This window comes from Slackia faecicanis, from assembly GCF_003725295.1.
Classification (GTDB): Bacteria; Actinomycetota; Coriobacteriia; order Coriobacteriales; family Eggerthellaceae; genus Slackia; species Slackia faecicanis.
The window spans coordinates 91,783-112,763 of the sequence record NZ_QICB01000001.1 but is presented as its reverse complement, the minus strand read 5'-3'; the positions used below and the strand labels follow the sequence as shown (position 1 = coordinate 112,763).

Annotated in this window: 20 protein-coding genes and 1 riboswitch; all 20 genes read right to left on the bottom strand. The window is 64.2% G+C overall.

What is annotated here, in order from left to right; all coding sequences use genetic code 11:
- On the bottom strand, positions 1 to 522 hold the full coding sequence (locus tag DMP07_RS00535) for a YraN family protein (RefSeq protein ID WP_244594793.1): 522 nt from the start codon (positions 520 to 522) through the stop codon (positions 1 to 3).
- Between the two features lie 181 nt (positions 523 to 703).
- A complete protein-coding gene (locus DMP07_RS00530) occupies positions 704 to 1,483 on the bottom strand; it encodes a ribonuclease HII (RefSeq protein WP_123197217.1) in 780 nt (259 codons plus the stop codon).
- Between the two features lie 72 nt (positions 1,484 to 1,555).
- The gene (gene rplS, locus DMP07_RS00525) at positions 1,556 to 1,897 is read right to left on the bottom strand and encodes a 50S ribosomal protein L19 (RefSeq protein ID WP_123197216.1); all 342 of its coding nucleotides are present in this window, start codon (positions 1,895 to 1,897) and stop codon (positions 1,556 to 1,558) included.
- Between the two features lie 301 nt (positions 1,898 to 2,198).
- Complete coding sequence (gene ybeY, locus DMP07_RS00520) at positions 2,199 to 2,690, bottom strand: rRNA maturation RNase YbeY (protein ID WP_123197215.1); 492 nt, start codon at positions 2,688 to 2,690, stop codon at positions 2,199 to 2,201.
- Between the two features lie 315 nt (positions 2,691 to 3,005).
- Complete coding sequence (locus tag DMP07_RS00515) at positions 3,006 to 3,839, bottom strand: RsmE family RNA methyltransferase (protein ID WP_123197214.1); 834 nt, start codon at positions 3,837 to 3,839, stop codon at positions 3,006 to 3,008.
- Between the two features lie 61 nt (positions 3,840 to 3,900).
- On the bottom strand, positions 3,901 to 4,296 hold the full coding sequence (locus DMP07_RS00510; protein ID WP_123197213.1) for a diacylglycerol kinase family protein: 396 nt from the start codon (positions 4,294 to 4,296) through the stop codon (positions 3,901 to 3,903).
- Positions 4,293 to 5,516 (bottom strand): tRNA (N(6)-L-threonylcarbamoyladenosine(37)-C(2))-methylthiotransferase MtaB, encoded by a 1,224-nt coding sequence (gene mtaB, locus DMP07_RS00505; protein ID WP_123197212.1) that lies wholly within the window; start codon positions 5,514 to 5,516, stop codon positions 4,293 to 4,295. Before mtaB ends, DMP07_RS00510 begins: the two co-directional genes overlap by 4 nt.
- A gap of 162 nt (positions 5,517 to 5,678) precedes the next feature.
- Complete coding sequence (gene dnaJ / locus DMP07_RS00500; RefSeq protein ID WP_123197211.1) at positions 5,679 to 6,818, bottom strand: molecular chaperone DnaJ; 1,140 nt, start codon at positions 6,816 to 6,818, stop codon at positions 5,679 to 5,681.
- 23 nt (positions 6,819 to 6,841) lie between these two features.
- Complete coding sequence (gene hrcA / locus DMP07_RS00495) at positions 6,842 to 7,846, bottom strand: heat-inducible transcriptional repressor HrcA (protein WP_123197210.1); 1,005 nt, start codon at positions 7,844 to 7,846, stop codon at positions 6,842 to 6,844.
- Positions 7,847 to 8,089: 243 nt separating this feature from the next.
- Positions 8,090 to 8,524: a hypothetical protein gene (locus tag DMP07_RS00490; RefSeq protein WP_123197209.1), complete on the bottom strand. Its 435-nt coding sequence runs from the start codon at positions 8,522 to 8,524 to the stop codon at positions 8,090 to 8,092.
- A gap of 9 nt (positions 8,525 to 8,533) precedes the next feature.
- Positions 8,534 to 8,623: riboswitch (SAM riboswitch) on the bottom strand.
- A 291-nt stretch (positions 8,624 to 8,914) separates the two neighbouring features.
- A complete protein-coding gene (gene dusB, locus DMP07_RS00485) occupies positions 8,915 to 9,985 on the bottom strand; it encodes a tRNA dihydrouridine synthase DusB (RefSeq protein ID WP_244594792.1) in 1,071 nt (356 codons plus the stop codon).
- Complete coding sequence (gene hemW / locus DMP07_RS00480) at positions 9,957 to 11,069, bottom strand: radical SAM family heme chaperone HemW (RefSeq protein ID WP_123197207.1); 1,113 nt, start codon at positions 11,067 to 11,069, stop codon at positions 9,957 to 9,959. The genes dusB and hemW overlap by 29 nt, the downstream gene beginning before the upstream one ends.
- A 105-nt stretch (positions 11,070 to 11,174) precedes the next feature.
- A complete protein-coding gene (locus DMP07_RS00475; protein ID WP_123197206.1) occupies positions 11,175 to 11,954 on the bottom strand; it encodes a 4Fe-4S binding protein in 780 nt (259 codons plus the stop codon).
- Between the two features lie 116 nt (positions 11,955 to 12,070).
- Positions 12,071 to 13,876: a translation elongation factor 4 gene (lepA, locus tag DMP07_RS00470; RefSeq protein ID WP_123197205.1), complete on the bottom strand. Its 1,806-nt coding sequence runs from the start codon at positions 13,874 to 13,876 to the stop codon at positions 12,071 to 12,073.
- A gap of 132 nt (positions 13,877 to 14,008) precedes the next feature.
- Entirely contained in the window at positions 14,009 to 14,596 is a 588-nt protein-coding gene (yihA, locus tag DMP07_RS00465) for a ribosome biogenesis GTP-binding protein YihA/YsxC (protein WP_123197204.1), read from the bottom strand.
- Positions 14,597 to 14,788: 192 nt separating this feature from the next.
- On the bottom strand, positions 14,789 to 15,286 hold the full coding sequence (gene rpsT, locus DMP07_RS00460) for a 30S ribosomal protein S20 (protein ID WP_123197203.1): 498 nt from the start codon (positions 15,284 to 15,286) through the stop codon (positions 14,789 to 14,791).
- Between the two features lie 264 nt (positions 15,287 to 15,550).
- Positions 15,551 to 16,522, bottom strand: coding sequence for a DNA polymerase III subunit delta (gene holA, locus DMP07_RS00455; protein ID WP_123197202.1), 972 nt, complete (start codon positions 16,520 to 16,522; stop codon positions 15,551 to 15,553).
- A 41-nt stretch (positions 16,523 to 16,563) separates the two neighbouring features.
- Positions 16,564 to 18,756 (bottom strand): DNA internalization-related competence protein ComEC/Rec2, encoded by a 2,193-nt coding sequence (locus DMP07_RS00450; protein WP_123197201.1) that lies wholly within the window; start codon positions 18,754 to 18,756, stop codon positions 16,564 to 16,566.
- Positions 18,756 to 19,481, bottom strand: coding sequence for a ComEA family DNA-binding protein (locus DMP07_RS00445; protein WP_161956986.1), 726 nt, complete (start codon positions 19,479 to 19,481; stop codon positions 18,756 to 18,758). Before DMP07_RS00445 ends, DMP07_RS00450 begins: the two co-directional genes overlap by 1 nt.
- Positions 19,482 to 19,601: 120 nt before the next feature.
- Positions 19,602 to 20,864, bottom strand: a complete 1,263-nt coding sequence (gene thiI / locus DMP07_RS00440; RefSeq protein WP_123197199.1) for a tRNA uracil 4-sulfurtransferase ThiI — start codon at positions 20,862 to 20,864, stop codon at positions 19,602 to 19,604.
- Between the last annotated feature and the right edge of the window lie 117 nt (positions 20,865 to 20,981).

The following is a 20,981-nucleotide window of genomic DNA, read 5'->3' as shown; positions in this document are numbered from 1 at the left end:
CTATCGCCCCGAAGCGAACGCATTCACGTAATGCCTGATCAAAGCGCGGCTGTTGCCGAGCACGAGAATGGATATCACGTCGAATCGCACGCGGCATTCCACACCCTCGTACTGAGACAGGAAGTAGCCTGCGATACGCTCGTATCGGGCGCGCTTCTGCGGCGTGACCGCCTCGGAGGGAAATCCCGCTTCCAGGCTCGAGCGCGTCTTCACCTCGACGAACACCATGGTGCCGTCCTCGTCTTTCGCCACGATGTCCGCCTCGCCGGCAGGACAGGTCCAATTGCGCTCGAGGATGTCGTAGCCCCTGCGCACGAGAAACGCGCAGGCGGCCTCCTCTCCCCGCACGCCCAGCTCGTGCGGGGTCAGAGACGCCGTATCGTCTTCGCGGTGGCGCTCGACCTCCTCGGTTGCGGCCTCGGCGTCGCGCGGCGGGTCCTGCGGCATCGCCGACCCTCCTGCGCCGGCCTGTCGTGCGATCCGTTCTTTCGTCGCGGCCCTGCGGTTTTCTTCTCGTTCCATGCCGCCTCCTTTCGTCAGGAAACAAGCATAGGAAACGCCCCCGGCACGGTTTTGGAAGGCATCTCGCCGCATGCCGGCGCGCACCCGGCCGCTTTCCCGCCGAAACCGGCAGACCGAAACCGCGCCCGAACGCTAAGCGGCCGGGCCGCCCGCGACAGACTCGCCGCGCAGACGGCCTGGCCTAGAAAAGCGAATCCTGCATCCATGCGCGGCAAAACGACGCGCGATGGACGGGGCTCAGCCCGAAACGCTCGATTGCGGCGATGTGCTCGGCGCTCGCATACCCTTTGTTGCTCTCGAAGCCGTACTTGGGATACGTATCCGCATAAGCGCGCATCAAGCCGTCGCGCTCGACCTTCGCAATGATCGAGGCGGCCGCGATCGAAGCGCACTTGGCGTCGCCTTTGACCACATTGACCTCGCGCGGATCCAAGCCCATCGCGTTGCCGTCGAGCAAAACGCGGTCGATGCGCACGCCCTGGGCCTCGACCGCCGCGATCGCGCGCGAAAAGGCGGTGCGCAGCGAAAGAGCCATGCCGTGCTCGTCGATGAAAGCGGGCTCGATATGCTCGATAGCCCAGGCGATCGCCCTCTCCTTCACTTCGACGGCTATCTCTTCACGCCGCTCGGGCTTAATCTGCTTGGAATCGTTCAACCCCTCGATACGCGCATCGTCGGCGAGCACGACCGCCGCGACCGTCAACGGACCGGCCACCGGGCCGCGTCCCACTTCGTCGAGGCCGACCGCCACGCCGCCCTCGGCGAGGCGCGCCTGAAACGCATACATCTCCTCGAGGCGCGCCCGCTCGGCGTCTTCGGCATCGAGCCTGCGCCGCGCGGATGCGATCGCCTGCTGCACGCCCTTGCGCTCATCTGCCTGCAGATCGCGCGCAAGGGCCTCGAACCCTTCCCTGTCGGCCTCGCGCAGGGCCGCCCTGATGTCTGCCAGCGTCTGTTTCATGCCATTCCCTTCGCCCGAATCGGTCCGGATAAAACAAAAGCCCGCCGAAGCGGGCTTTTGCAGGTAATCGACTTAGAAAGCCTTTTCCTTGATTTTCGCAGCCTTGCCGACCTTGTTGCGCAGGTAGTAGAGCTTTGCGCGACGGACGGCGCCGTGACGAACGACCTCGATCTTCTCGATCTTGGGAGAATGAACCGGGAAGGTACGCTCGACACCGACGGCGAAGCTGATCTTGCGGACCGTGAAGGTCTCGCGGCAGGAGTGGCCGTGACGACGGATGACGTCGCCCTGAAACACCTGGATACGCTCGCGGTTACCCTCTTTGATGCGGTAGTGAACCTTGACGGTGTCGCCGACGTTGAACGGAGCGACTTCCTTGATCTGCTGCTGTTCGATTGCGCGGATGATGTCCATGTTTCGTTTCCTTCTATGAGTCTTGATACGACCTGCTGCCTAAGCGCTCTTTCGGGTCCGGCGTATGCGCATCGCGCGGGCATCGCAAGCAATGCCCTGGTCGGCCGGGCCTTTGAAGACCCTGGACTGCCTGGCACCGTAAAAGAGGTCGGATGGAAACGCTGCGGTTCCGATAAGGTTCCGTTTGCTCCGACGTAACACGGCGCGCTTAAGAAGCCGACGCAGAATTATAGCACAGATACGCATGTCATTCACCGAATTCCCGGAATTCGGCGCGGACGATTCCGCCGAGGCGGCGAGCCTATCGAATGCCGGCGAGCCCGACGCCCGCGAGCATCTCGCGCTCGCGGGCTTCCATCTCTTCGGCCTCTTCATCGGAATGCACGTGATCCCAGCCGCACAGATGCAGAAGGCCGTGCACCAAAAGCACCGCGAGCTCCTGCTGCGGCGTGGTGCCGAACTGAGCGGTCTGCGCGCGGGCCACATCGGATGCGATCACGATATCGCCGAGCAGATACGGCTCGTCGTCGGGAACGCCCGCATCCTCGAACGCGTCGCCCTCGTCGAAATCGTCGTCATAGCCGTCGCACTCGAAGGAAAGCACGTCGGTCGGACGGTCGATTCCGCGGAACTCCCTGTTCAGACGATGCACTTCCTCATCGGTGGTCAGCGTGATGGACACCTCGGTGTTCTCGGGCTGGCCTTCCTGCGCCAGCACGTAACGGGCGATTCCTTCGATATCGACCCCTTCGGCGATATCCGCACCGTGTTCGATTTCGACAGCGATATTCATCGACTACCTCTTCCTTTCGCCTTCATGGCGCCCGTCAAAGAACGCCCTCAAACAACCGCGACACGGCAAACCCGAACCTTCGGACGACGCCGCCGAAACCATTGCGCCCGCCCTCAAGCGATGCTGCCCGAAGGGCAGCGAGCCCCCCCCCAGTCCCGAGCAATGCCGCCTCGTTCCGAGCGATGGCGCCCGAAGGCGCGCCGAGCCCGAAGCCTGCGCAGCGATGGCGCCCGCCAAGGTGCCGAGCCTTCCGAAAAAACGCCCCAGGGGGCGCGGGGGCGTGCCGCGCGCAGTTCCGCACGAGCCGAACGGCGCCTACTGCGCCGTTCGCGCGAGCCCAGGACTGTCCGAGCACGACATGCCCCCCCGCCCCATTCCTCCGCACTCGTACAAGACAAGCGCCGGAGCCACGACGCCCGCGGTCTCCGTACGCAGAATGGATGAACCGAGCGTCACCGGCCACGCGCGGCGGCCGGCCGCAAGCGCCTCCACCTCGGAAGCGGAAAGCCCGCCTTCGGGGCCCACGACCACCACGATGCGGGCATCGCGGACGTCGCGCACGCCGCACTCCTCGAAGGCCGATCCGAGCGCAGACGCGATAGTCGACGTGGCCGGGCATTCTTCCCAGCATACGAGCACGGCCGTCGCTTCGGCGAACAGGTCGACCGCCTGGGCGATGCTCACAGGCTCCGACACCTCGGGCACGAGCGTCCTTCCCGCCTGCATGGCCGCGGAACGGGCGATCGCCTGCCAGCGCTGCGTTTTCGCCGCAGCCTTCTTCGCATCGAGCTTCACCACGCTGCGCGAGCACGCAAGCGGAACGAAACCGCTCACGCCAACCTCGGTGGCATGGCGCACGATATCGTCCATCTTGTCGCCTTTGGCAAGGCCCTGCGCCAGCACGACGGTCGGACCGTCTTCGGAGGCGTCGAGCTTCTGGGCGATGCGCACCACGATATCGCCGTCCGTCGAAACGACCTCGCACTCGAAATAATCCTGCGCGGCGTCGACGACGCTGAGATGCTCGCCCGGCTCGAGCCTGAGCACGCGGGCATGCTTGGCGTCTTCGGGGCTCAGGCGCAAGGCGAAGCACGGTTCGGTTTCCAGTTCAAGGACCTGTCCGTCGAGAAAGAAATGATGCAAAGACATAGCTCCCCTTCCGAATGGGCCTTCGCCCGCCGCGCCTGCGACGCGCCGGTCGGCCCCGTGATCAAACAATGCCGAAAAGCTTCAATGCCGCAGGCACGTAGACGGCGAGCCCCACGACGACGCTCATACAGGCCGTGATGAGCGCGGCGCCCGCCGCGCAGTCTTTCGCGCGCTTGGCCAGCGGGTGTATTTCGGGCGAAGCCAGATCGACCACCGCCTCGATCGCGGTGTTCACCGTTTCAAGGGCGAGCTGGATGCCGACGCACATCGTCACGGCCACGAACCCCCATAACGGCACCTGCAAAAGCACGCACAGAAGCACGGCGCCCGCGCCCGCGGCGCAATCGACCTTGAAATTGCGCTCCGACGAGGCGGACCGCGTGCCCTGGGCCGCGTATCCGAACGATTTTATCAGCGCGTTCTCGCGCTTCAGGTCGGCTCCGGTCTTTTCGCTCATAGCCTGAACTCCATCAGCTCGCCCACAGGCGCGTCCTCGGCGACGCGCACTTCATGATAGCTTTCGGTGGTCGCCACGCCGTTCGTCTCCACTAACGCCAACTCGACCGTTCCCGCACGGCGCGAGCGGTCGGCCTCGCGAAGCGCCTGCGCGATCGCCTCGAGACGTTTGGCCCGATCCGCCTTCACGACTGGATCGACCTGGTCGGCACGACGGGCCGCAGGGGTGCCCTCGCGCATCGAGTAGCGGAAGATGTGCATCTTGGAGAAGCGGCAGCGCTCGGCCATGGCCGCCGTCTCCTGGAAATCCTCCTCCGTTTCGCCAGGGAATCCGACGATGACGTCGGTGGACAAAGACAGCATGGGCATGGCCTCGTAAAGCCTGTCGACGAGCTCTACGAAATACGACGCCTTGTAAGGGCGAGCCATCTCTTTGAGCACTTTGGGCGAGCCCGACTGAAGCGGCAGGTGTAGATGCCTGCAGATGCGGCCGTCCGCCTGCGCCATCAGCTCGATCAGGTCGTCGTGGACGTCGCGCGGCTCGACCGACGAGATGCGGAAGCGCACGTCGTCTTCGACGGCGTCGAGCAGCCTGCGCAAAAGGCCCGCGAGCGTCATGCCCTCGAACGAATACGAGCCCAGGTTGATGCCCGTCAGCACGATCTCGCGCACGCCCGCCTGTGCCAGGCGCACCGCCTCGGAAACGATTTCGTCGGCAGGCCTCGACCACGCGCGGCCGCGAGCCACATGCACGATGCAATACGTGCAGGCGTTGTCGCATCCGTCCTGCACCTTGATGCCCACGCGCGTGGGGAATTCGTCGCCCACGCGCAGCAAGGGCGCGGCGCCGTGGGGCTCGAACGACGAGCCTTCGGGCGCGAGCAGCCCCATCATGGAGCCCTTCGGAACCACCTGCACGCGCGGGTCCATGCCCTCGAACACCTCGGGCGATATGGCGGCGGCGCAACCGGTGACGATGACGCGCGCATGATCGTTCGCGCGCAGCGCGCCGCGCACCGCCTTACGCGTCTTTTTCTCGGCCTCGCCGGTGACGGTGCATGTGTTCACGACGATCAAATCGGCGCGGGCCGCGTCGACCGCCTCGCCTCCACGAGCGAGCAGGGCGGCGGCGAAGTCGTCGCTTTCGACGCGATTGACCTTGCAGCCCAGGTTGACCACATGAAACGTCTTGGCGCGATCGGAAGAGCTATCGGAGACCATCGGAGCCTTTCAACGGGAATACGAATGCGCATGAATATAAGCGAAAACGCCTCGGAAAAAGCCGTGCGCGGACGCAAGACGAGAAACAGCATAAAAGCCTTAGAGGGACGCGAAACGGCGGCCTTGCGGCCGCCGAGAAAACGCGAGCCCTTCAGGACCTGCTTAGTTGAACGCGTCGCGCAGCTTCTGCAGCGGGCTGCGCGCGTCGGAAACCTCTTCGCCGAACTCCTGCGCCACCTTCTCGAGCAGCTCGCGCTGCTTCTTGGTGACCTTCTTCGGAATGAGGACGTTGATATGCACGTACATATCGCCGCGCGAATCGGAGTTCAGACGCGGCATGCCCATGCCCTTCACGCGCACGATCTGCTCGTTCTGGCAGCCTTCGGGGATGCGCACCTGCACCTTCTCGTCCTCGAAGATGCCGTCGATTTCGATTTCAGCGCCCAGCGTGGCCTGGATGAAGCTCACATTGGCGCGGGCATGCAGATTGTCACCCTCGCGCTCGAAGAACTCATGCGGCTGGATGCGGCAGGTGACGATCAGATCGCCCGCCTTGGCGCCGTGCATGCCCGCTTCGCCGAAGCCGCTCACGCGCAACTGCTGGCCCTCGCGGATGCCCGCAGGCACCTCCACCGTGACGTGCTGGCGATCGGGAATGCGGCCCTGGCCCTCGCACTCCTCGCAAGGGTTCTCGATGACCTTGCCCGTGCCGCCGCAATTGCGGCAGGTGCTGGCGGTCTGCATGTCGCCGAGGAACGTATGCTGGACCGTGACCACGCGGCCTCGACCTTCGCACTCGGGGCAGTCGATTTCGTGGCCGCCCTCGCCCATGCCGCTGCCGCCGCACGCCTCGCAGGGAGCCAGGCGGTCGTAGACGATTTCCTTCTTCGCGCCCGCCGCGACTTCCTCGAGCGTCAGGCGCAGGCCGACGCCCATGTCGCGGCCTTCCTTGCGCACGTTGGCGCGGCCGCCCGCGGCGCCGCCGAAGAAGCTCGAGAACAGGTCGCCCATGCCGAAGCCGCCGCCGAACAGGTCGTCGAAATCGACGTACTGATAGCCGCCCGCTCCTCCTGCGCCGCTCGCGGCGCCCGGAATGGTGCCGAAACGGTCGTACTGGGCGCGCTTCGTGGAATCGGAAAGCACGTCGTAGGCCTCGTTGAGCTCTTTGAAGCGGTCCTCGGCATCGGGAGCCTTGTTGACGTCGGGATGGAGTTCGCGCGCCTTGCGACGGAACGCCTTCTTGATTTCGTCGTCGGTGGCGGTTTTCGATACGCCGAGAATAGCGTAGAGGTCTTTTGCCATAACGGTTGGTTACCTTCCTCGTATTACAGATCGCCCAGCGCGCTTCGCGCGGCGCGGACGGCGTTGATGACTTTCGAATAATCCATGCGCGTGGGGCCGATGACCGCGACGATTCCCGAAGAATCGGACGGGCCGTATTGCGCGGCCACCACCGATACGCCGGAAAGCTGGCTCGCGCCGTTCTCGCTGCCGATGCGCACTTCGAGCGCGTTGCCCGAATCGGCGACGTCGTCGAACAGATGCATGAGCACGGTGTCGTCTTCGAGCACCTGAAGCACGGGCAGGGCCGCCGCGGCGTTGCTGAACTCGGGCTTCTTCAGAAGAGACGAGATGCCCAGCCGGTAGGCGCGGTCCGATTCGCCCGCGTTCAAGCACTCCACCAGCTCGTCGACGACGACGCGGCCGAGGGGGCTCGCCAAGGCGTCCGAGGTGCGCTGCGCGGCCATGCCCCTGACCTCCGACATGGGCCTGCCCGAAAGAACCGCGTTCAGCGCGTTCTGGACAGACGCCAGCTCGTCGGAGGAAACCTCTTCGGCGAACTCGATGTGGCGATCAAGCACCTGTCCGTCGTCGGTGACGACCACCATGAGCGCGCGGCGCGGCGTGAACGAGACGAGCGAGACCTGCTTGACGGCCGTGCCCAGAAGCGAAGGAGCCAAAACCACGGAAAGGCAATCGGTCAGGCGCGTGAGTGCCGCAGACGTCTTCTCCATGAGGTCGTCCATCTTCGACGCCGCCTCGCGCAGCTCGTCGAAGGCGCTCCCCTGCGTTTCGTCGCCGTATTCGTCTTCGAGAAGGTCGTCGACGAACGCGCGATAGCCCGCGTCGGTGGGAATGCGGCCGGCCGACGTATGGGGAGACGTCAAATAGCCCTCGTCCTCGAGCACCGACAGCTCGTTGCGCACCGTTGCCGGAGACACGCCCAGGCGATACCGGTCGACGAGCGTACGCGAGCCGACGGGCTGGGCGTTGGCTATGTATTCCTCGATGAGCGCCTGAAGCACTCTTTGCCTGCGATCAGACAACACGAATCTCGTCCTCCTTCGCATCGCGAGGTTTGCCGTTCTTTGCATGAATTCGATACGAACGTGATTCTAGCAGCCTTGAAGCGCGAGTGCTAACACGTCGCGCAAACGTCACGAACCCGTCATTGAGAGGCCCCCTCGCGTCATCGCGCATCGAAAGCGAGACTTTCGCGCCGTGGCGCCATAACGTAACGGCATAAGAAAAGCCCTCGCCGTACATGGCGGCGAGGGCCCGAAACGCCGACGCTACGCGATCGACGCTACATCGCGGCATATGCGAAGCAGACGGTAATCATGCGCGTCGAGGGAGGCGACGGCATTGCCGTGCGCGGCCTCTACCGCATCGCGGCAGACGTCCTTGAATGCCTGCGCGCTTTCACGAAAGCATGCACGTGCGAACGCGCCGCTGCCGCTCGCCACGCAAGCACCGTCAGCATGCAGCGACCAATACTCGGGGTCGCGCTCGGTGCCGCCCTCGAACACAAGCTGAAGCACATGGCGCATTTCGGAACATGCCAGCTCCGATTCGAGCGACTCTACGCTATAGCGCATCTGATGGCCCAGATTGGCCTTGGCCAATGCAGACGCATGGCCCGTCGGCTCATCGAGCCAATGCATGGGTTCGGGGTCGAACGTGAGGTTGAGAAAATCGCATACGTGACACAAAGAGGCATTGTCCATGATGGACTCCTTTCATCGATGTCGGCAGGACCACCGTGCAAGATGCCGGTTGGTGTCGGGATCATCGAGCCAACTCTCTACCCCGACTCTGGATAAAACGGACGCAGCGAAACAGCTGCGTATCTTGCAGTTTACAAGGCGCAAGACAAGAAAATCAAGTCGTGCAAGAATTTCGCAGGAACGAGACGCATATGCCCTGCGGAACTTTTTGAACTTATGCATCGACCTGTTTTATACGTATCGATGGGTTCAAACTATTTTTGAACCCATCGATACCAATTAAAAATGCATATTCGATAAATCCAAACTGACTTTCGACCAGCGTTTCCCCTTATCCTGCGCAACGCGGCGCCGTGACGAAATTCCATAGCCCCGCAAGAAACGTCCGCGTTACACGGAAGCCTTGCCGAGATACGCCGCCTCTTCCGCTTCGATGCGCGAGCGGTCTTCGAGCAGGCCTTCCAGCACGCGGTCGAAATCGGCCAGCGTCACGCACCGGTTCAACTCGCCGCGCGCATGCGCCGCGCCGGGAATGCCGTGGAGATACCACATCACGTGCTTGCGCATGTACACGAGATTGTTTCCCATGCGCTGCGACAAGATCTCGGCATGCCGATGCGCCATGGAAACGCGCTCCTCGACCGTCGGCGAAGCGGGCTCTTCCCCGCCCTGCAAGGCGGCCTTCACGCGCGCGAAAATCCATGGGTCGCCCTGGGCGGCGCGGCCGATCATCACCGCGTCGCAGCCGGTGCGCTCAACGATCGCCACGGCATCGGCGCCGCCGCGCACATCGCCGTTTCCAATGACTGGAATAGACACGGCGCTTTTCACCCTGGCCACCGTATCCCAATCGGCCGCGCCGCTATAGAACTGGGCGGCCGTGCGGCCGTGCACCGCGACTGCGGAAGCGCCCGCATCCTCGATCATGCGCGCGAATTCGACGGCAATATCTTCGCCTTCGCGATAGCCTTTGCGAAACTTCACGGTCACGGGATGCTCGACCGCCGCGGACACCTGGCGCACGATCTCGCATGCCGTATCGGGCGTCGTCATGAGCGCGCTGCCGTCGCCCTTTTTCACGATCTTGCGCGCAGGGCATCCCATGTTGATGTCGATATAAGCGAGCGCATCGCCCATCTGCTCTTCCACCCAGGCGGCTTCGCGCGCCATGGTGGCGGGCTCGTGGCCGAACAGCTGCACGGCGACGCGCTTCTCGTTGGGAGCGCGGTCGAGCAGATGGCGCGTCTTCTCGTTGGCGAAGGAAAGCGCCTTCGACGACACCATTTCGGTATAGGTCAGATCGACCCCGCACTCTACGCACAGCTGCCTGAACGCCAAGTCGTTCACGCCCGCCATGGGTGCAAGCAGCACGGGAACATCGCGATGCGCGGGGCTTTCCGAAACGTCAGCCGACGGATACGCGGCAGCGAACTTACGGAGCCAGTTCATAGATCCTCCCATACAGCTCGTTGCCCAGAAGCCAGCCGCCGAACGTCGGCACGAAACGGCCGTCCTTGCGCTCGACCAGATTGTCGCGCACCAGCCCCCTGAACGTCTCCTGGACCGTGGGAAGCAGCAAAGCGGCCTCGCGCACCTCTTCCTCGGAAACGCCGCGGCACATGCGCATCTTCATCATGAGGTCTTCGGCGGCCATCTGACGGCGGTTCAAGTCGTCGACCACCTCGCCGTCCTGGACACGCATGCGGCGCGCGTCGTTCTGCGTCATCGTGACGGCCGACAAGCCGAGGCCGAGATACGGCACGCCCGTCCAGTAGGCTATGTTGTGCTTGCACTCGTAGCCTTCCTTGGCATAGCTCGCCACCTCATAACGATGGAAGCCTGCGGGCACCAATACATTGGGCGCCATGGACATCATGAGGGCCTCCTGCTCCTCGTCCACGTCGTCAATCTGCCCCTTGTCGACCATCTTCTGAAACGGCGTGTGCTCCTCGATGGTGAGCGGATAGACGCTGACATGCGTCACGCCCAGATCGACCGCCTTGTTCAAGCTTTCGAGGAACATCTCGGGCGTCTGGCCCGGGATGCCACACATCAAATCGACGGACACGTTCTCGAAGCGCTCCTGAGCCATGCGCACGGCCTCTTCGGCGCGCGCGCCGTCATGGACGCGGTCGAGCGTGCGAAGCAGGCCGTCGTCGAAGCTCTGCACGCCGATGGACAGGCGGTTCACGCCGAGCGCGTAGATATCGCGGATCAGTTCGGGCGTGATGCTTTCCGGATTGGCCTCCATGGAGCATTCCACGTCGGGAGTCAGATCCATCGAGACGCCCAAGGTGTACAGCAGGTTCGAAAGATGCTTCGAACCGATATAGGAAGGCGTTCCGCCGCCGAGATACACCGTCTCGATGGCCGCGAGCTCGCCCTCTTTCGCCTTGCGGCGGATATCGACGATGAGCCGCTCGATGTATTCCCCGATTTCCGGGCTGTCCCGATCGACCGCGCGCGTGGCGAAATCGCAGTACGCGCAACGATGCTTGCAGAACGGAAGATGGATATAAAGCGCTTTATAAGGGTCGTGTGGCATTGCCGTCCTCCCTCGAATGGAACCATGCGCCGAATCGCGATGCGATACGGCATGATGAAGGCCGCGAGCGCAAGGAATGACTGCGCAGGCTCGGCCGCTTCGACGTTAAAGATACATGCGCGAGCCTTGGCGCGCCTTGAATTTACGGGCGAACACGAATTTCGCGATCTTGTACTTCATTCCCTTGATGCTTCGGCCCTTCAGGCGGCACGCATGCACGCATCGCATGCACGAGATGCACCGCGACGCATCGGTCGAGGAAGGAACCTCTTCGGGAATGGCGCCGGTCGGACAGACCCGGGCGCATATGCCGCACGACGTGCAGCCTCCGATGACCTCGGGGACGAACGGCACGCCGCCGAATTCCTTATACGGCCTGTTTCCCGGCAGGTCGGGGCACACCATGGAATGCGCGTCGGCGGCGGCTGCGATCTTCTCGCGAACGCGGACGCAGAAGTCGTCGATGTCGGATGCATCCCGCTCATCGGGGCGGCCAACGGCCGTATCGACCATCAGGCTGTGATGCGCGACGAACGCGGCCGCCGCCGCGACGACGAAGCCCGCGCGCTGCGCGGCGTCGGCGAGCTCGACCAGCGTGTCGTCGATGCCGCGGTTGCCGTACGTCGCGACCAGCACGGCCAGCGCGCCGTTTCCTCGGCATGCCCCGATCTTTTCGACGGCGGGCGCGGGAACGCGGCCTCCGTACGAAGGAACCCCGATCACCGCGATATCGCCCGGTTCGAACGCGCGGTCGACCGTGGCTGCCAGCGGAGTGATGTCGAAACGCCCATCGCAACCGCCCAGCCCCTCGCACACGCGCTCGACCACGCTTTTCGTCGTGCCGGCTCCGGTGAAAAAGATCGACGCGACGCTTTTCGTCTCCATGCAAACGCCTCCAAACAACGACGGTTCCGCTTCGCGAAACCGTCGACGGGTTGTTATGTCGTTGTATGCCGCATGCCCGCGAATCGAAGGGCGGACGCGGCGAAGCCGATTCCGGCCTATTCGTCCACCTTGAGGATGGCCATGAAGGCCTCCTGGGGAACCTCGACGTTGCCGATGGCCTTCATGCGCTTCTTGCCGGCCTTCTGCTTCTCGAGCAGCTTGCGCTTACGCGAGATATCGCCGCCGTAGCACTTGGCAAGAACGTCCTTGCGCTTCGCGCGGACCGTCTGGCGCGCCAGCACGCGGCCGCCGACGGCGGCCTGGATGGGGACCTCGAACATCTGCTGCGGAATGATTTCCTTGAGCTTCTCGCACAGCACGCGGCCGCGGTCGTAGGCCTTGTCCTTGTGGACGATGAACGACAGCGCGTCGATCGGCTTGCCGGAAAGCAGGATATCGAGCTTCTGCAGGGCGCCGGGCTTATAGCCCAGGTACTCGTAATCGAGGCTCGCGTAGCCCTTCGTGCGGCTCTTGAGCTGGTCGAAGTAATCGAGGATCAGCTCGGACGAGGGAATTTCCCAGATCATCTCGACCGTGGTGGCGGACAGGTAGTTCATGGTCTTGAACGTGCCGCGGTGCGCCACCGTGAGGTCCATCACGGCGCCCACGTAATCGGGCGGAATCATGATGGTGGCCTTGAGATACGGCTCCTCGACGTGGTCGATTTCGGACGGGTCGGGCATATCCTGGGGCGAATGCAGGCTCACCATGTCTTTGTTGGTCTTGTAGACATGGTATTCCACGCTCGGGGCCGTCGCGATCAGGTCGAGGCCGAACTCGCGCTCGAGACGCTCCTTGATGACCTCCATATGCAGAAGGCCGAGGAAGCCGACGCGGAAGCCGAAGCCCAGAGCATGGCTGTTCTCGGGCTCCCAGATCAGCGCGGGGTCGTTGAGCGACAGCTTCTCGAGCGCCTCTTTGAGCGCCTCGTACTGGTCGCCGTCGATCGGGAACAGGCCTGTATACACCATGGGCTTCGCCTCGCGGTAGCCGGGCAAAGGCTCGGTGACGCCGCCGGCCTTGGCCGTGATCGTATCGCCCACGCGAACCTGGGAAACGTCTTTGAGCCCCGTGACCAGGTAGCCGACCTCGCCGACCGAAAGCTCGGGCAGGGCGATTTCGGCGGGACGGCGGGCGCCCACCTCTTCGACCTGGATTTCGGTGCCCGCGTTGACCAGGCGCACCATGTCGCCCTTCTTGATCGATCCGTCGACCACGCGCACCAACGCGACCACGCCGCGATATGCGTCGAAATACGAGTCGAAGATCAGCGCACGCAGCGGGGCGTTCGGATCGCCTTCGGGCGCGGGAATCATATGCACCACGGCCTCGAGAAGGTCGGGGATGCCCTCGCCCGTCTTGCCGCTCGCCAAAATGGCATCGTCGGCAGGAATGGCCAAGCCGTCTTCGATTTCGCCCTTGACGCGCTCGGGCTCGGCGGCGGGCAGGTCGATCTTGTTGATCAGGGGAATGATCTCGAGGTCGGCATTCATCGCCATCATGGCGTTCGCCACGGTCTGGGCCTCGACGCCCTGCGTCGCATCGACCACCAGCACGGCGCCTTCGCATGCGGCGAGGCTTCGGCTGACCTCGTAGGTGAAGTCGACGTGGCCCGGGGTGTCGATCAGGTTGAACTGATAGACCTGGCCGTCGTCGGCCGTGTAGTCGACGCGGACGGCCTGGCTTTTGATCGTGATGCCGCGCTCGCGTTCGATATCCATGCTGTCGAGCAGCTGCTCGGTCATGTCGCGCGAAGACACCGTACCCGTCAGTTCGAGAACGCGGTCGGAAAGCGTCGACTTGCCGTGGTCGATATGGGCGATGATGCTGAAGTTCCTGATAAAGCGGGGGTCGGTTGCCATGATGTCCTGTTCGTTCCTCGATACCGCGCCTGCGCGCGATGCGTTGTCGGATGCATAGCCTCGAAGGCGTTTTCGTCGCCGTGTATTGTATCGCTCGATACGCCGGGACGCGACGGTTCGGCGGCCGAAAGGCTAAGCCTGCGCCAAATAGCCCTCGATGACCTTCTTCAAATCGTCGATGCCGGTGCCGTTTTCAGACGAGCACGGCACGACTTCGACTTCGGGGCCGAAAGCGAGCTGCTTGCGCAGGGCGGAAACCTGACGAAGCATCTGGGTCTTGCTCAGCTTGTCAGCCTTGGTGAGAACCACCATGAAAGGCAGCTCGGCCTCTTTCAGAAAGTCGATCATCTGCACGTCGAGCTTCGTCGCGGGATGGCGGATGTCGATCAGCGAAACCACGAGCGTGAAGTCGCGGTCCTGCTCGAAATAGCCGTTAATCATCTCGGCCCAGCGCAGCTTCTCCGACTTCGACACCTGCGCGTAGCCGTATCCGGGCAGGTCGACGAAATGCGCGCCTTCGGCATCGAAGAAATTGATCGTGGAGGTCTTGCCGGGCTTCGACGACACCTTCGCGAGCTTCTTGCGATTGAAAAGCTTGTTGAGCAGCGAAGACTTGCCGACGTTCGAACGTCCGACGAATGCGATTTCGGGACGCGTCGACGCGGGAAGCTGGGAGGACGTTCCGTAGGCGGCAGCGAATTTGACGTTATGGTAATTCATCGTGTCTCCTATCTTGTCGGCATTATCCTAGCCGATTGCATGCGCGACGCTCGGAAAAACAGGAAAACGCGCATGGGAGGGGCGGCCCGTCATCCGCGCGGCTTCGAATCGATGCGAGCCTATATAAAAGAGAGGCTCCGACGAATCGGAGCCTCTTTCCCCTTGAATGTGCGGTGGAAACCGCGAGTTGCTTTATTCAGCGGCCTCTTCGGCGGCCTCGGCGGCAGCAGCCTCAGCCTCAGCCTTGGCCTTGGCCTCATGAGCGGCAGCCTCTGCCTTCAGGGTAGCTTCGCGACGGACGGCCTTCTCCTTGGCGGCAGCCTCGTAAGCGGCCTTCTTGGCGGCCTTCTTGGCGGCCTTCTTGCCGCCGTCCTTGGCGACGGGCATCTTCTTCTCGCGCTTGGGGGCAGCCGCGATGTCCTCGGCGGTCACCACGGTGTTGGCGAGAGCCATGACGCCGCTCTTACGGTTAGCGGCCTGGTTCTTGTGGATGACGCCCTTGGAAGCGGCCTTGTCGAGCAGACGGCAAGCCTCCTGAGCGGCGACGTAAGCCTTCACGCCGTCCTTAGCCTCGACAGCCTCGCGCACGCGGCGGACGGCGGTCTTGAGCTCGGACTTGACAGCGCGATTGCGCTGGCGGGCCTTCTCGGCGGTCAGGATACGCTTTTTCTGACTTTTGATGTTTGCCACAGTTTTTCCTCCAGTTTTCATTGGGGTGATGGAAGCGAAACGCCCTTCGAGGCCTTCGCCTTCGCGGCATCGGTGCCGCATGCTTGAGCGCAGGTACGCCCTCGCGCCGAACCACGGCGCTCGGGCGCGACGGGCATGTGGACAAGGCCCGCATCACGCAAAAGCGACATCAAATTATACGGGGAGAGAACCCGGACGTCAAGAGAAAAATGCTTTCCCTTTCATCTCATATGAAAAAGCCTCCGGGGAGCACGCGGACCGGCATCAGCGGCGAAGCGTCGCCAGCATCCATTCGAGGAAGGCGGCGTCGGGATCGGCGCCGGTCTTCATTGCCTGCTCGCAGTCGCGCGCCGAAGACAGCGCGCGCCTCAGCTCGGATGCCTTCCAACGACGCGCCCACGAACCGTGGTTTTTCACGCGCCACTCGGGAACCTTCAGATGCGCGGCGAGGGGCTTCGCCCCGCTTTCGCCGCGCGCGGCGAGCGCATGGGCGCATATCAACTCCCTGATACGCGTCGTGCACATGCCGATCAAGGCATACGAGGACGTCGATTCCATCTTCGGCAGCAAACGGACGCATGTCGCGATATCGCGCGCGGCGAACGCATCGGTGAACTCCCACGGCTTCGCCTCGGCGGTGCGGGCCACCATGGCGTCGACGTCCGCCGGCCCGAGCGGGCGGCCGTCTTCCCCGTGCGCCACGGCGAGCTTCTTCAGCTCGGCGTCGATGCGCACGGTGTTTTCGCCGACCAGATCGACCAGACGCTGCGCGGCGGCGTCGTCCATCGTGATGCCGTGCGTCACGGCCATGGCACGCACGTTGCGGGCGAGCTCGTATTTCTTGACGGGCGCGCAATCTATCACCGCGCGTGGCCCGACCGCGGCCACGGCCTTATAGAGCCTGGTGTTTTTCGCAAGCTTGCGGGCCACGAGGCACAAGACCGTAGTCGGCGAGGGCGACGCCAGATACGCCGTGACGGCGTCGGCATCGGCCTTCTTCAGCGCGTCGGCCGCCGAAACGACCACGAGCCTGACATCGCTTGCGAACGGCATAGTGTTGCATGCGGAAACGATATCGACGCCTGATGCCGTTTCTCCGTCAAACGAATCGCAGTTGAAATCGATGTCGCCGAGCTTGGCGATGCGGGCGCGCAGACGCTTCAGCACGGTTTCGCGCTTGAGTTCGTCTTCTCCGTTGATGAGGTATGCACTGAGCAGTGCGTCTTTTCCAGCCATGACTCCAAGTGTAGCGCATCGCGCCCGCGGGCGCGGCCGCGTCATCCTTTCTGTACGAATACCTCCACCTCGTCGCCCTCGAAGCGACACGTCACATCCCCCTGCTCGTCGGTTCGAAAGACGCGCATCCCCGCGCGATCGAACTCCTCGAGCGCTTCAGGCGAAGGGTGGCCATAGCGGTTGTTCGCGCCCGCGCTGATAAGCGCGACCTTCGCCTTCACCCTGTCGGCGAAGCCCTCGTCGACGCCCGCTTTGCTGCCGTGATGGCCGGCCTTCAGAATGTCGACGCGCACGATGCCCGCGCGGTCGAGCATCTCGCGTATCTGGCTCGCCTCCGCGTCGCCCGTCAGAAGGACGCTCGTCTCGGGAATCCGGTCGCCTTGCGCATCGTATTCGACGAGCAGGCAGAGGCTGTCGGCGTTGCCGCCCTCTTCCTCGAATTCGTACGGCCAGACCGCCGTGCACGAGAACCTGCCCACCTGCACCGCATCGCCCGCGCGAAGCGTCCTGACGCGGCTCGCCCCGGCCGCTTCGCGCGCCGTCTCCGACAGCTCGCCGCAATCGTCGCATCCGCACGAAAGCACGCCGTCGGCAAGAAAGACGTCGCCCGAAAGATACGGAGCGAGCGTCTCGAGGCAGCCGCAATGGTCGTCGTCGTGATGCGACACGAGCACGCCGTCCACCGACGACACCCCGTGGCGGGCCAGGGCGGATAAAAGCATCTGCTCCCTATTTCCCGTGTCGACCAGCAGCGATGCGCCGCCGCTGCGTACGAGAACCGCATCGCCCTGCCCCACGTCGAGCATGACCACCTCGTCTTGCGCGGCGAAGGGGGCGAAGGCGAACCATGCGAGCGCGAGCGCTGCCGCCGCGCAGGCAAGCCCTCGTATCGTTCGCGTGCTCGGAGCCGGCCACCAGGCCCAAAGGGCCGCGACGACGCACGCCGCGAGAGCCCCCGCCGACACGATGTCGCCCGTCGCGGGAAGCGACGAGTACGGAAGGCCGGCCGAAAACGCCGCCGCGGCGCACAGCGCCTCGGCCGGAAAAGCGAGCGCTCCAAGAACCGCCTGCTGCGCCCACGGCGCCGCCGCGCACACGGGAAGCGCCGCCATGCCCCCTACGAGCAACAGGGAGAACACGGGCGCCGCCGCCAGATTCGCGAGCGGGGCGATCAGCGCGATGCGCGAGAACACGGCCACCGTGGCGGGCGCGATCGGAAGGCTCGCGGCCGCCGTCAGGGCGAACGCCTCGCAGACGGACGCGCATCGGCCCGCGCACGCGCGGTCGAGCCACGACGCGAACAAGGGCGTGAACACGATCACGCCGAACGTCGAAGCGGCCGAAAGGAAGAACGAAAGCGACAGCGCGTTGTGCGGATTCAACCCTATAAGCACGCATACGCACGCCGACAGAGCCGCAAGCGCCGACGAGCGCCGACGGGCCCAAAACGACGAAACCACGATGCACGACATGGCCGCCGCCCTGATGACGGGCGCCGACAGCCCCGTGAACACGGCATAGGCGCCGTAGAAAAGGCACATCAACACCGTGGCGAGACGCTTGGGCACGCCGAAGCGCTTCATGGCCCCGCCCGCAAGCGCCGCGACCACCGCCAGATGCGATCCCGACACCGCGACCATATGGGCGAGGCCGACCGCCTTCATGTCGTCATACATGCCGTCGCGGTCCAAATCGACCCGGTCGCCCGTCACGAGCGCCCGCACGAGCGCCGCGCCGCGAGAATCCATGCCGTCGAAAAGCCCCGACGCCCACCGGCGCAGTTCGACGAGGGGGCCGAGCATGCCGCACGGCGCCGCGACTATGTCGCCCACGACGTGCGCGTCGGCCACGAGTCCCTGCTGGGCGAAACGCATCGCGTTCGCCTCGTAAAACGCGTCGAAAGTCGCATACGCTTCGAAACGCTCGCGCGCCATGAAGCGCTTCTCCCCGCGGTACAAAAGCCTGACGTCGAAGCGCTCGCCGTCGCGCATCGCACGGGCGGGCACGCTGTAGCCGAACTCCCCCTCTCGGGCGTCTTCGACCAGCTCGAAGGTCCACACGCCCGGCGCGAGCGCTTCGGGAAGCGGACGCTCGGGATCGTAAGACGCGAAAAACAGCGCCGCCGCCGCGGCCCATACCGCAAGGGCGCAGAAGAACGCGAGAGGCGCAGACGGACGGACGGGAACAGCGCCTGCGTCGCGGCGTTCGAGCGCGCCTTCGTCGAGCATCCTCATCACACGCAGATGCTTTCTCTCAGCTTGGCGAACTTCTTCTCGCCTATGCCGCTGACGCGCATGATGTCTTCGACCGAGGCGAAAGGCCCGTTCGCCTCGCGTTCGTCGACGATGGCCTGGGCGGTGGCGGGCCCGATTCCCGCAAGCGCATCGAGCTCGCCCACGTCGGCGGTATTGATGTTGACGAGCGAAGGCGATGCGGGCGCCGCCCCCTCGACCGCCGCGGCGATCACCCCTTGCCCCGATTCGACCTGGTCTTTCGTCGGAACGGACACCTGCTCGCCATCGGCAAGCCTACGCGCCAGGTTGATTGCATCGGCCGCGGCGTCGTCGCGCAGGCCGCCTGCGGCATCCACCGCATCGCATACGCGCGAACCGTCCGCGAGCTCGTATACGCCGGGAGCGACGACTGCGCCCGACACATATACGGCGACAGATGCGATATCGGACTCCGCATCGGATGCTTCGGACGAAGCATCCTGCCGCCCTTCGCCTCCCGCGGAAGCATCGGCGGGATCGTCCTGCGCATTCGAAGCCCCTCCTTCGGCGGGCTCGTCCACGCCCGTGACGACCAGCGCGGGCTGCGAAGAACACGTCGAAAGCCCGACGGCCGCGCCGCCGAGGGCCACGATCAAAAGAACGGCCGCGCCCGCCAAAGCCGCCGCACGCGTCTTGGCGGGCGCGTCGGAAAACGGGCGTTGCGGCATCCGTTCGGGAAAAGACATGGGCGGCCTCCTTGTTCGGGAATACCGCGATGATGCCGGACGGACCCGGCACCGATTCATCGGCCCTCCGCAACGAACCCGGCCGCATCCGTGCCTCGTTCCAACCGGCAGCTGAAAACCCTAGGAGAGCGACGAGAGCTCGCCTACCTGGGCCGCGGAAGGCGCGACCTGGGCAGGCTTGGCGCTTTTATACGACGACGGGCAACGGTACTCGTGCAGTTCCAGACGGTCCATGATTTCGTCGACCCATTCCTTCCACGGAAGGTTTTCCTCCGCGGCCTCCACGTCGGCGATCTTCGCGTGCGTTTCCGGGCTGCGAGGCATGAACAGCGTGCAGCAGTCGGGCGCCTGGACGCTCGAGATCTCGAACGTTCCCAGCTTCTGGGCGTCAGCGATGATCTCGAGCTTGTCGCTGCCGATCAGCGGACGGAAAATCTGCATATCGACCGCCGCGTTGGTGGCGGCGAGGTTGTCGAGGGTCTGCGAAGCGACCTGGCCGAGGCTCTCGCCCGTCACGAGCGCCTTCGCACCTTCCTTGCGTGCGATGCGCTCGGCGATGCGCATCATGAGCCTGCGATAGATGATGATGCGCAGCGCAGGCGGCACCATGCCGGCGATATCGCGCTGATAGTCGCCGAAAGGCACCACGTACACGCGCGCGATGCCGCCGAAACGTTCGAGCACGTGCGCGATGTCGTCGACCAGGTATTCCGACGTGGAGGCCGTCTGCGGGCGACCCGAGAAATGCACGCCGATGCAGGTGGCGCCGCGGCGCGCCATGCGCCACATGGCAACAGGCGAATCGATGCCGGAAGAAAGCAGGCACACCACCTTGCCGGCGGTTCCCACGGGAAGGCCGCCGACGCCGGGAATGCTCTGGGCATAGATGTAGGCATGGCCCTGCACCACTTCGACGTGCACTTCGACGTCGGGGTGCTTCATACGCACCGGCTTATCAGGATGGCGTTCGCACAGATACGCGCCGACGAGCTGGTTCATCTCCATGGAATCGACCGGGAAGTCGGTGTGGCTGCGGCGCGCGACCACCTTCCACGTAGAGAACGCGCCCGCTTCGCGCAGGGCTTTGTCCGCGGCGGCGTACATGGTATCGAGGTCGCGCTCGCAAACGAAGCCGCACGACACGCGCGCGACGCCCGGCACCCTGGCGAGCAGGTCGGCCGTCTCGGACACGGCGTCGGTATCGGCGTCGGGCAGATACATCACGAGCACGCGGCCCGAAATGCGCGTGACCTTTTCTACGGGCGCGTCTTCGAGCAGCGTGCGGATGTTGTACATCAGGCGCTTCTCGAACGCAGCGCGATTGTGGCCCTTCAGGCCGAGCTCGTGGTAGTGCACGAGGCTGATGCGTTGAAACTGAGGCATGGTCATCCTTCTTTTCGCGGCGTCGCGGGCGCGACGCGGTCCAAAACGGCGGAAACGGCGGCGAAGCCTTCCGCCATAAGATGAAAAAGGCCCGATGAACGGGCCTGTAGCAGATAG

What these genes read in the sequence shown, in the direction of transcription:
- DMP07_RS00535 (WP_244594793.1), bottom strand. Translation starts at nt 522, where the DNA reads ATGGAACGAGAAGAAAACCGCAGGGCCGCGACGAAAGAACGGATCGCA.
- DMP07_RS00530 (WP_123197217.1), bottom strand. Translation starts at nt 1,483, where the DNA reads ATGAAACAGACGCTGGCAGACATCAGGGCGGCCCTGCGCGAGGCCGAC.
- rplS (WP_123197216.1), bottom strand. Translation starts at nt 1,897, where the DNA reads ATGGACATCATCCGCGCAATCGAACAGCAGCAGATCAAGGAAGTCGCT.
- ybeY (WP_123197215.1), bottom strand. Translation starts at nt 2,690, where the DNA reads ATGAATATCGCTGTCGAAATCGAACACGGTGCGGATATCGCCGAAGGG.
- DMP07_RS00515 (WP_123197214.1), bottom strand. Translation starts at nt 3,839, where the DNA reads ATGTCTTTGCATCATTTCTTTCTCGACGGACAGGTCCTTGAACTGGAA.
- DMP07_RS00510 (WP_123197213.1), bottom strand. Translation starts at nt 4,296, where the DNA reads ATGAGCGAAAAGACCGGAGCCGACCTGAAGCGCGAGAACGCGCTGATA.
- mtaB (WP_123197212.1), bottom strand. Translation starts at nt 5,516, where the DNA reads ATGGTCTCCGATAGCTCTTCCGATCGCGCCAAGACGTTTCATGTGGTC.
- dnaJ (WP_123197211.1), bottom strand. Translation starts at nt 6,818, where the DNA reads ATGGCAAAAGACCTCTACGCTATTCTCGGCGTATCGAAAACCGCCACC.
- DMP07_RS00490 (WP_123197209.1), bottom strand. Translation starts at nt 8,524, where the DNA reads ATGGACAATGCCTCTTTGTGTCACGTATGCGATTTTCTCAACCTCACG.
- dusB (WP_244594792.1), bottom strand. Translation starts at nt 9,985, where the DNA reads ATGGGAGGATCTATGAACTGGCTCCGTAAGTTCGCTGCCGCGTATCCG.
- hemW (WP_123197207.1), bottom strand. Translation starts at nt 11,069, where the DNA reads ATGCCACACGACCCTTATAAAGCGCTTTATATCCATCTTCCGTTCTGC.
- DMP07_RS00475 (WP_123197206.1), bottom strand. Translation starts at nt 11,954, where the DNA reads ATGGAGACGAAAAGCGTCGCGTCGATCTTTTTCACCGGAGCCGGCACG.
- lepA (WP_123197205.1), bottom strand. Translation starts at nt 13,876, where the DNA reads ATGGCAACCGACCCCCGCTTTATCAGGAACTTCAGCATCATCGCCCAT.
- yihA (WP_123197204.1), bottom strand. Translation starts at nt 14,596, where the DNA reads ATGAATTACCATAACGTCAAATTCGCTGCCGCCTACGGAACGTCCTCC.
- holA (WP_123197202.1), bottom strand. Translation starts at nt 16,522, where the DNA reads ATGGCTGGAAAAGACGCACTGCTCAGTGCATACCTCATCAACGGAGAA.
- DMP07_RS00450 (WP_123197201.1), bottom strand. Translation starts at nt 18,756, where the DNA reads ATGAGGATGCTCGACGAAGGCGCGCTCGAACGCCGCGACGCAGGCGCT.
- DMP07_RS00445 (WP_161956986.1), bottom strand. Translation starts at nt 19,481, where the DNA reads ATGTCTTTTCCCGAACGGATGCCGCAACGCCCGTTTTCCGACGCGCCC.
- thiI (WP_123197199.1), bottom strand. Translation starts at nt 20,864, where the DNA reads ATGCCTCAGTTTCAACGCATCAGCCTCGTGCACTACCACGAGCTCGGC.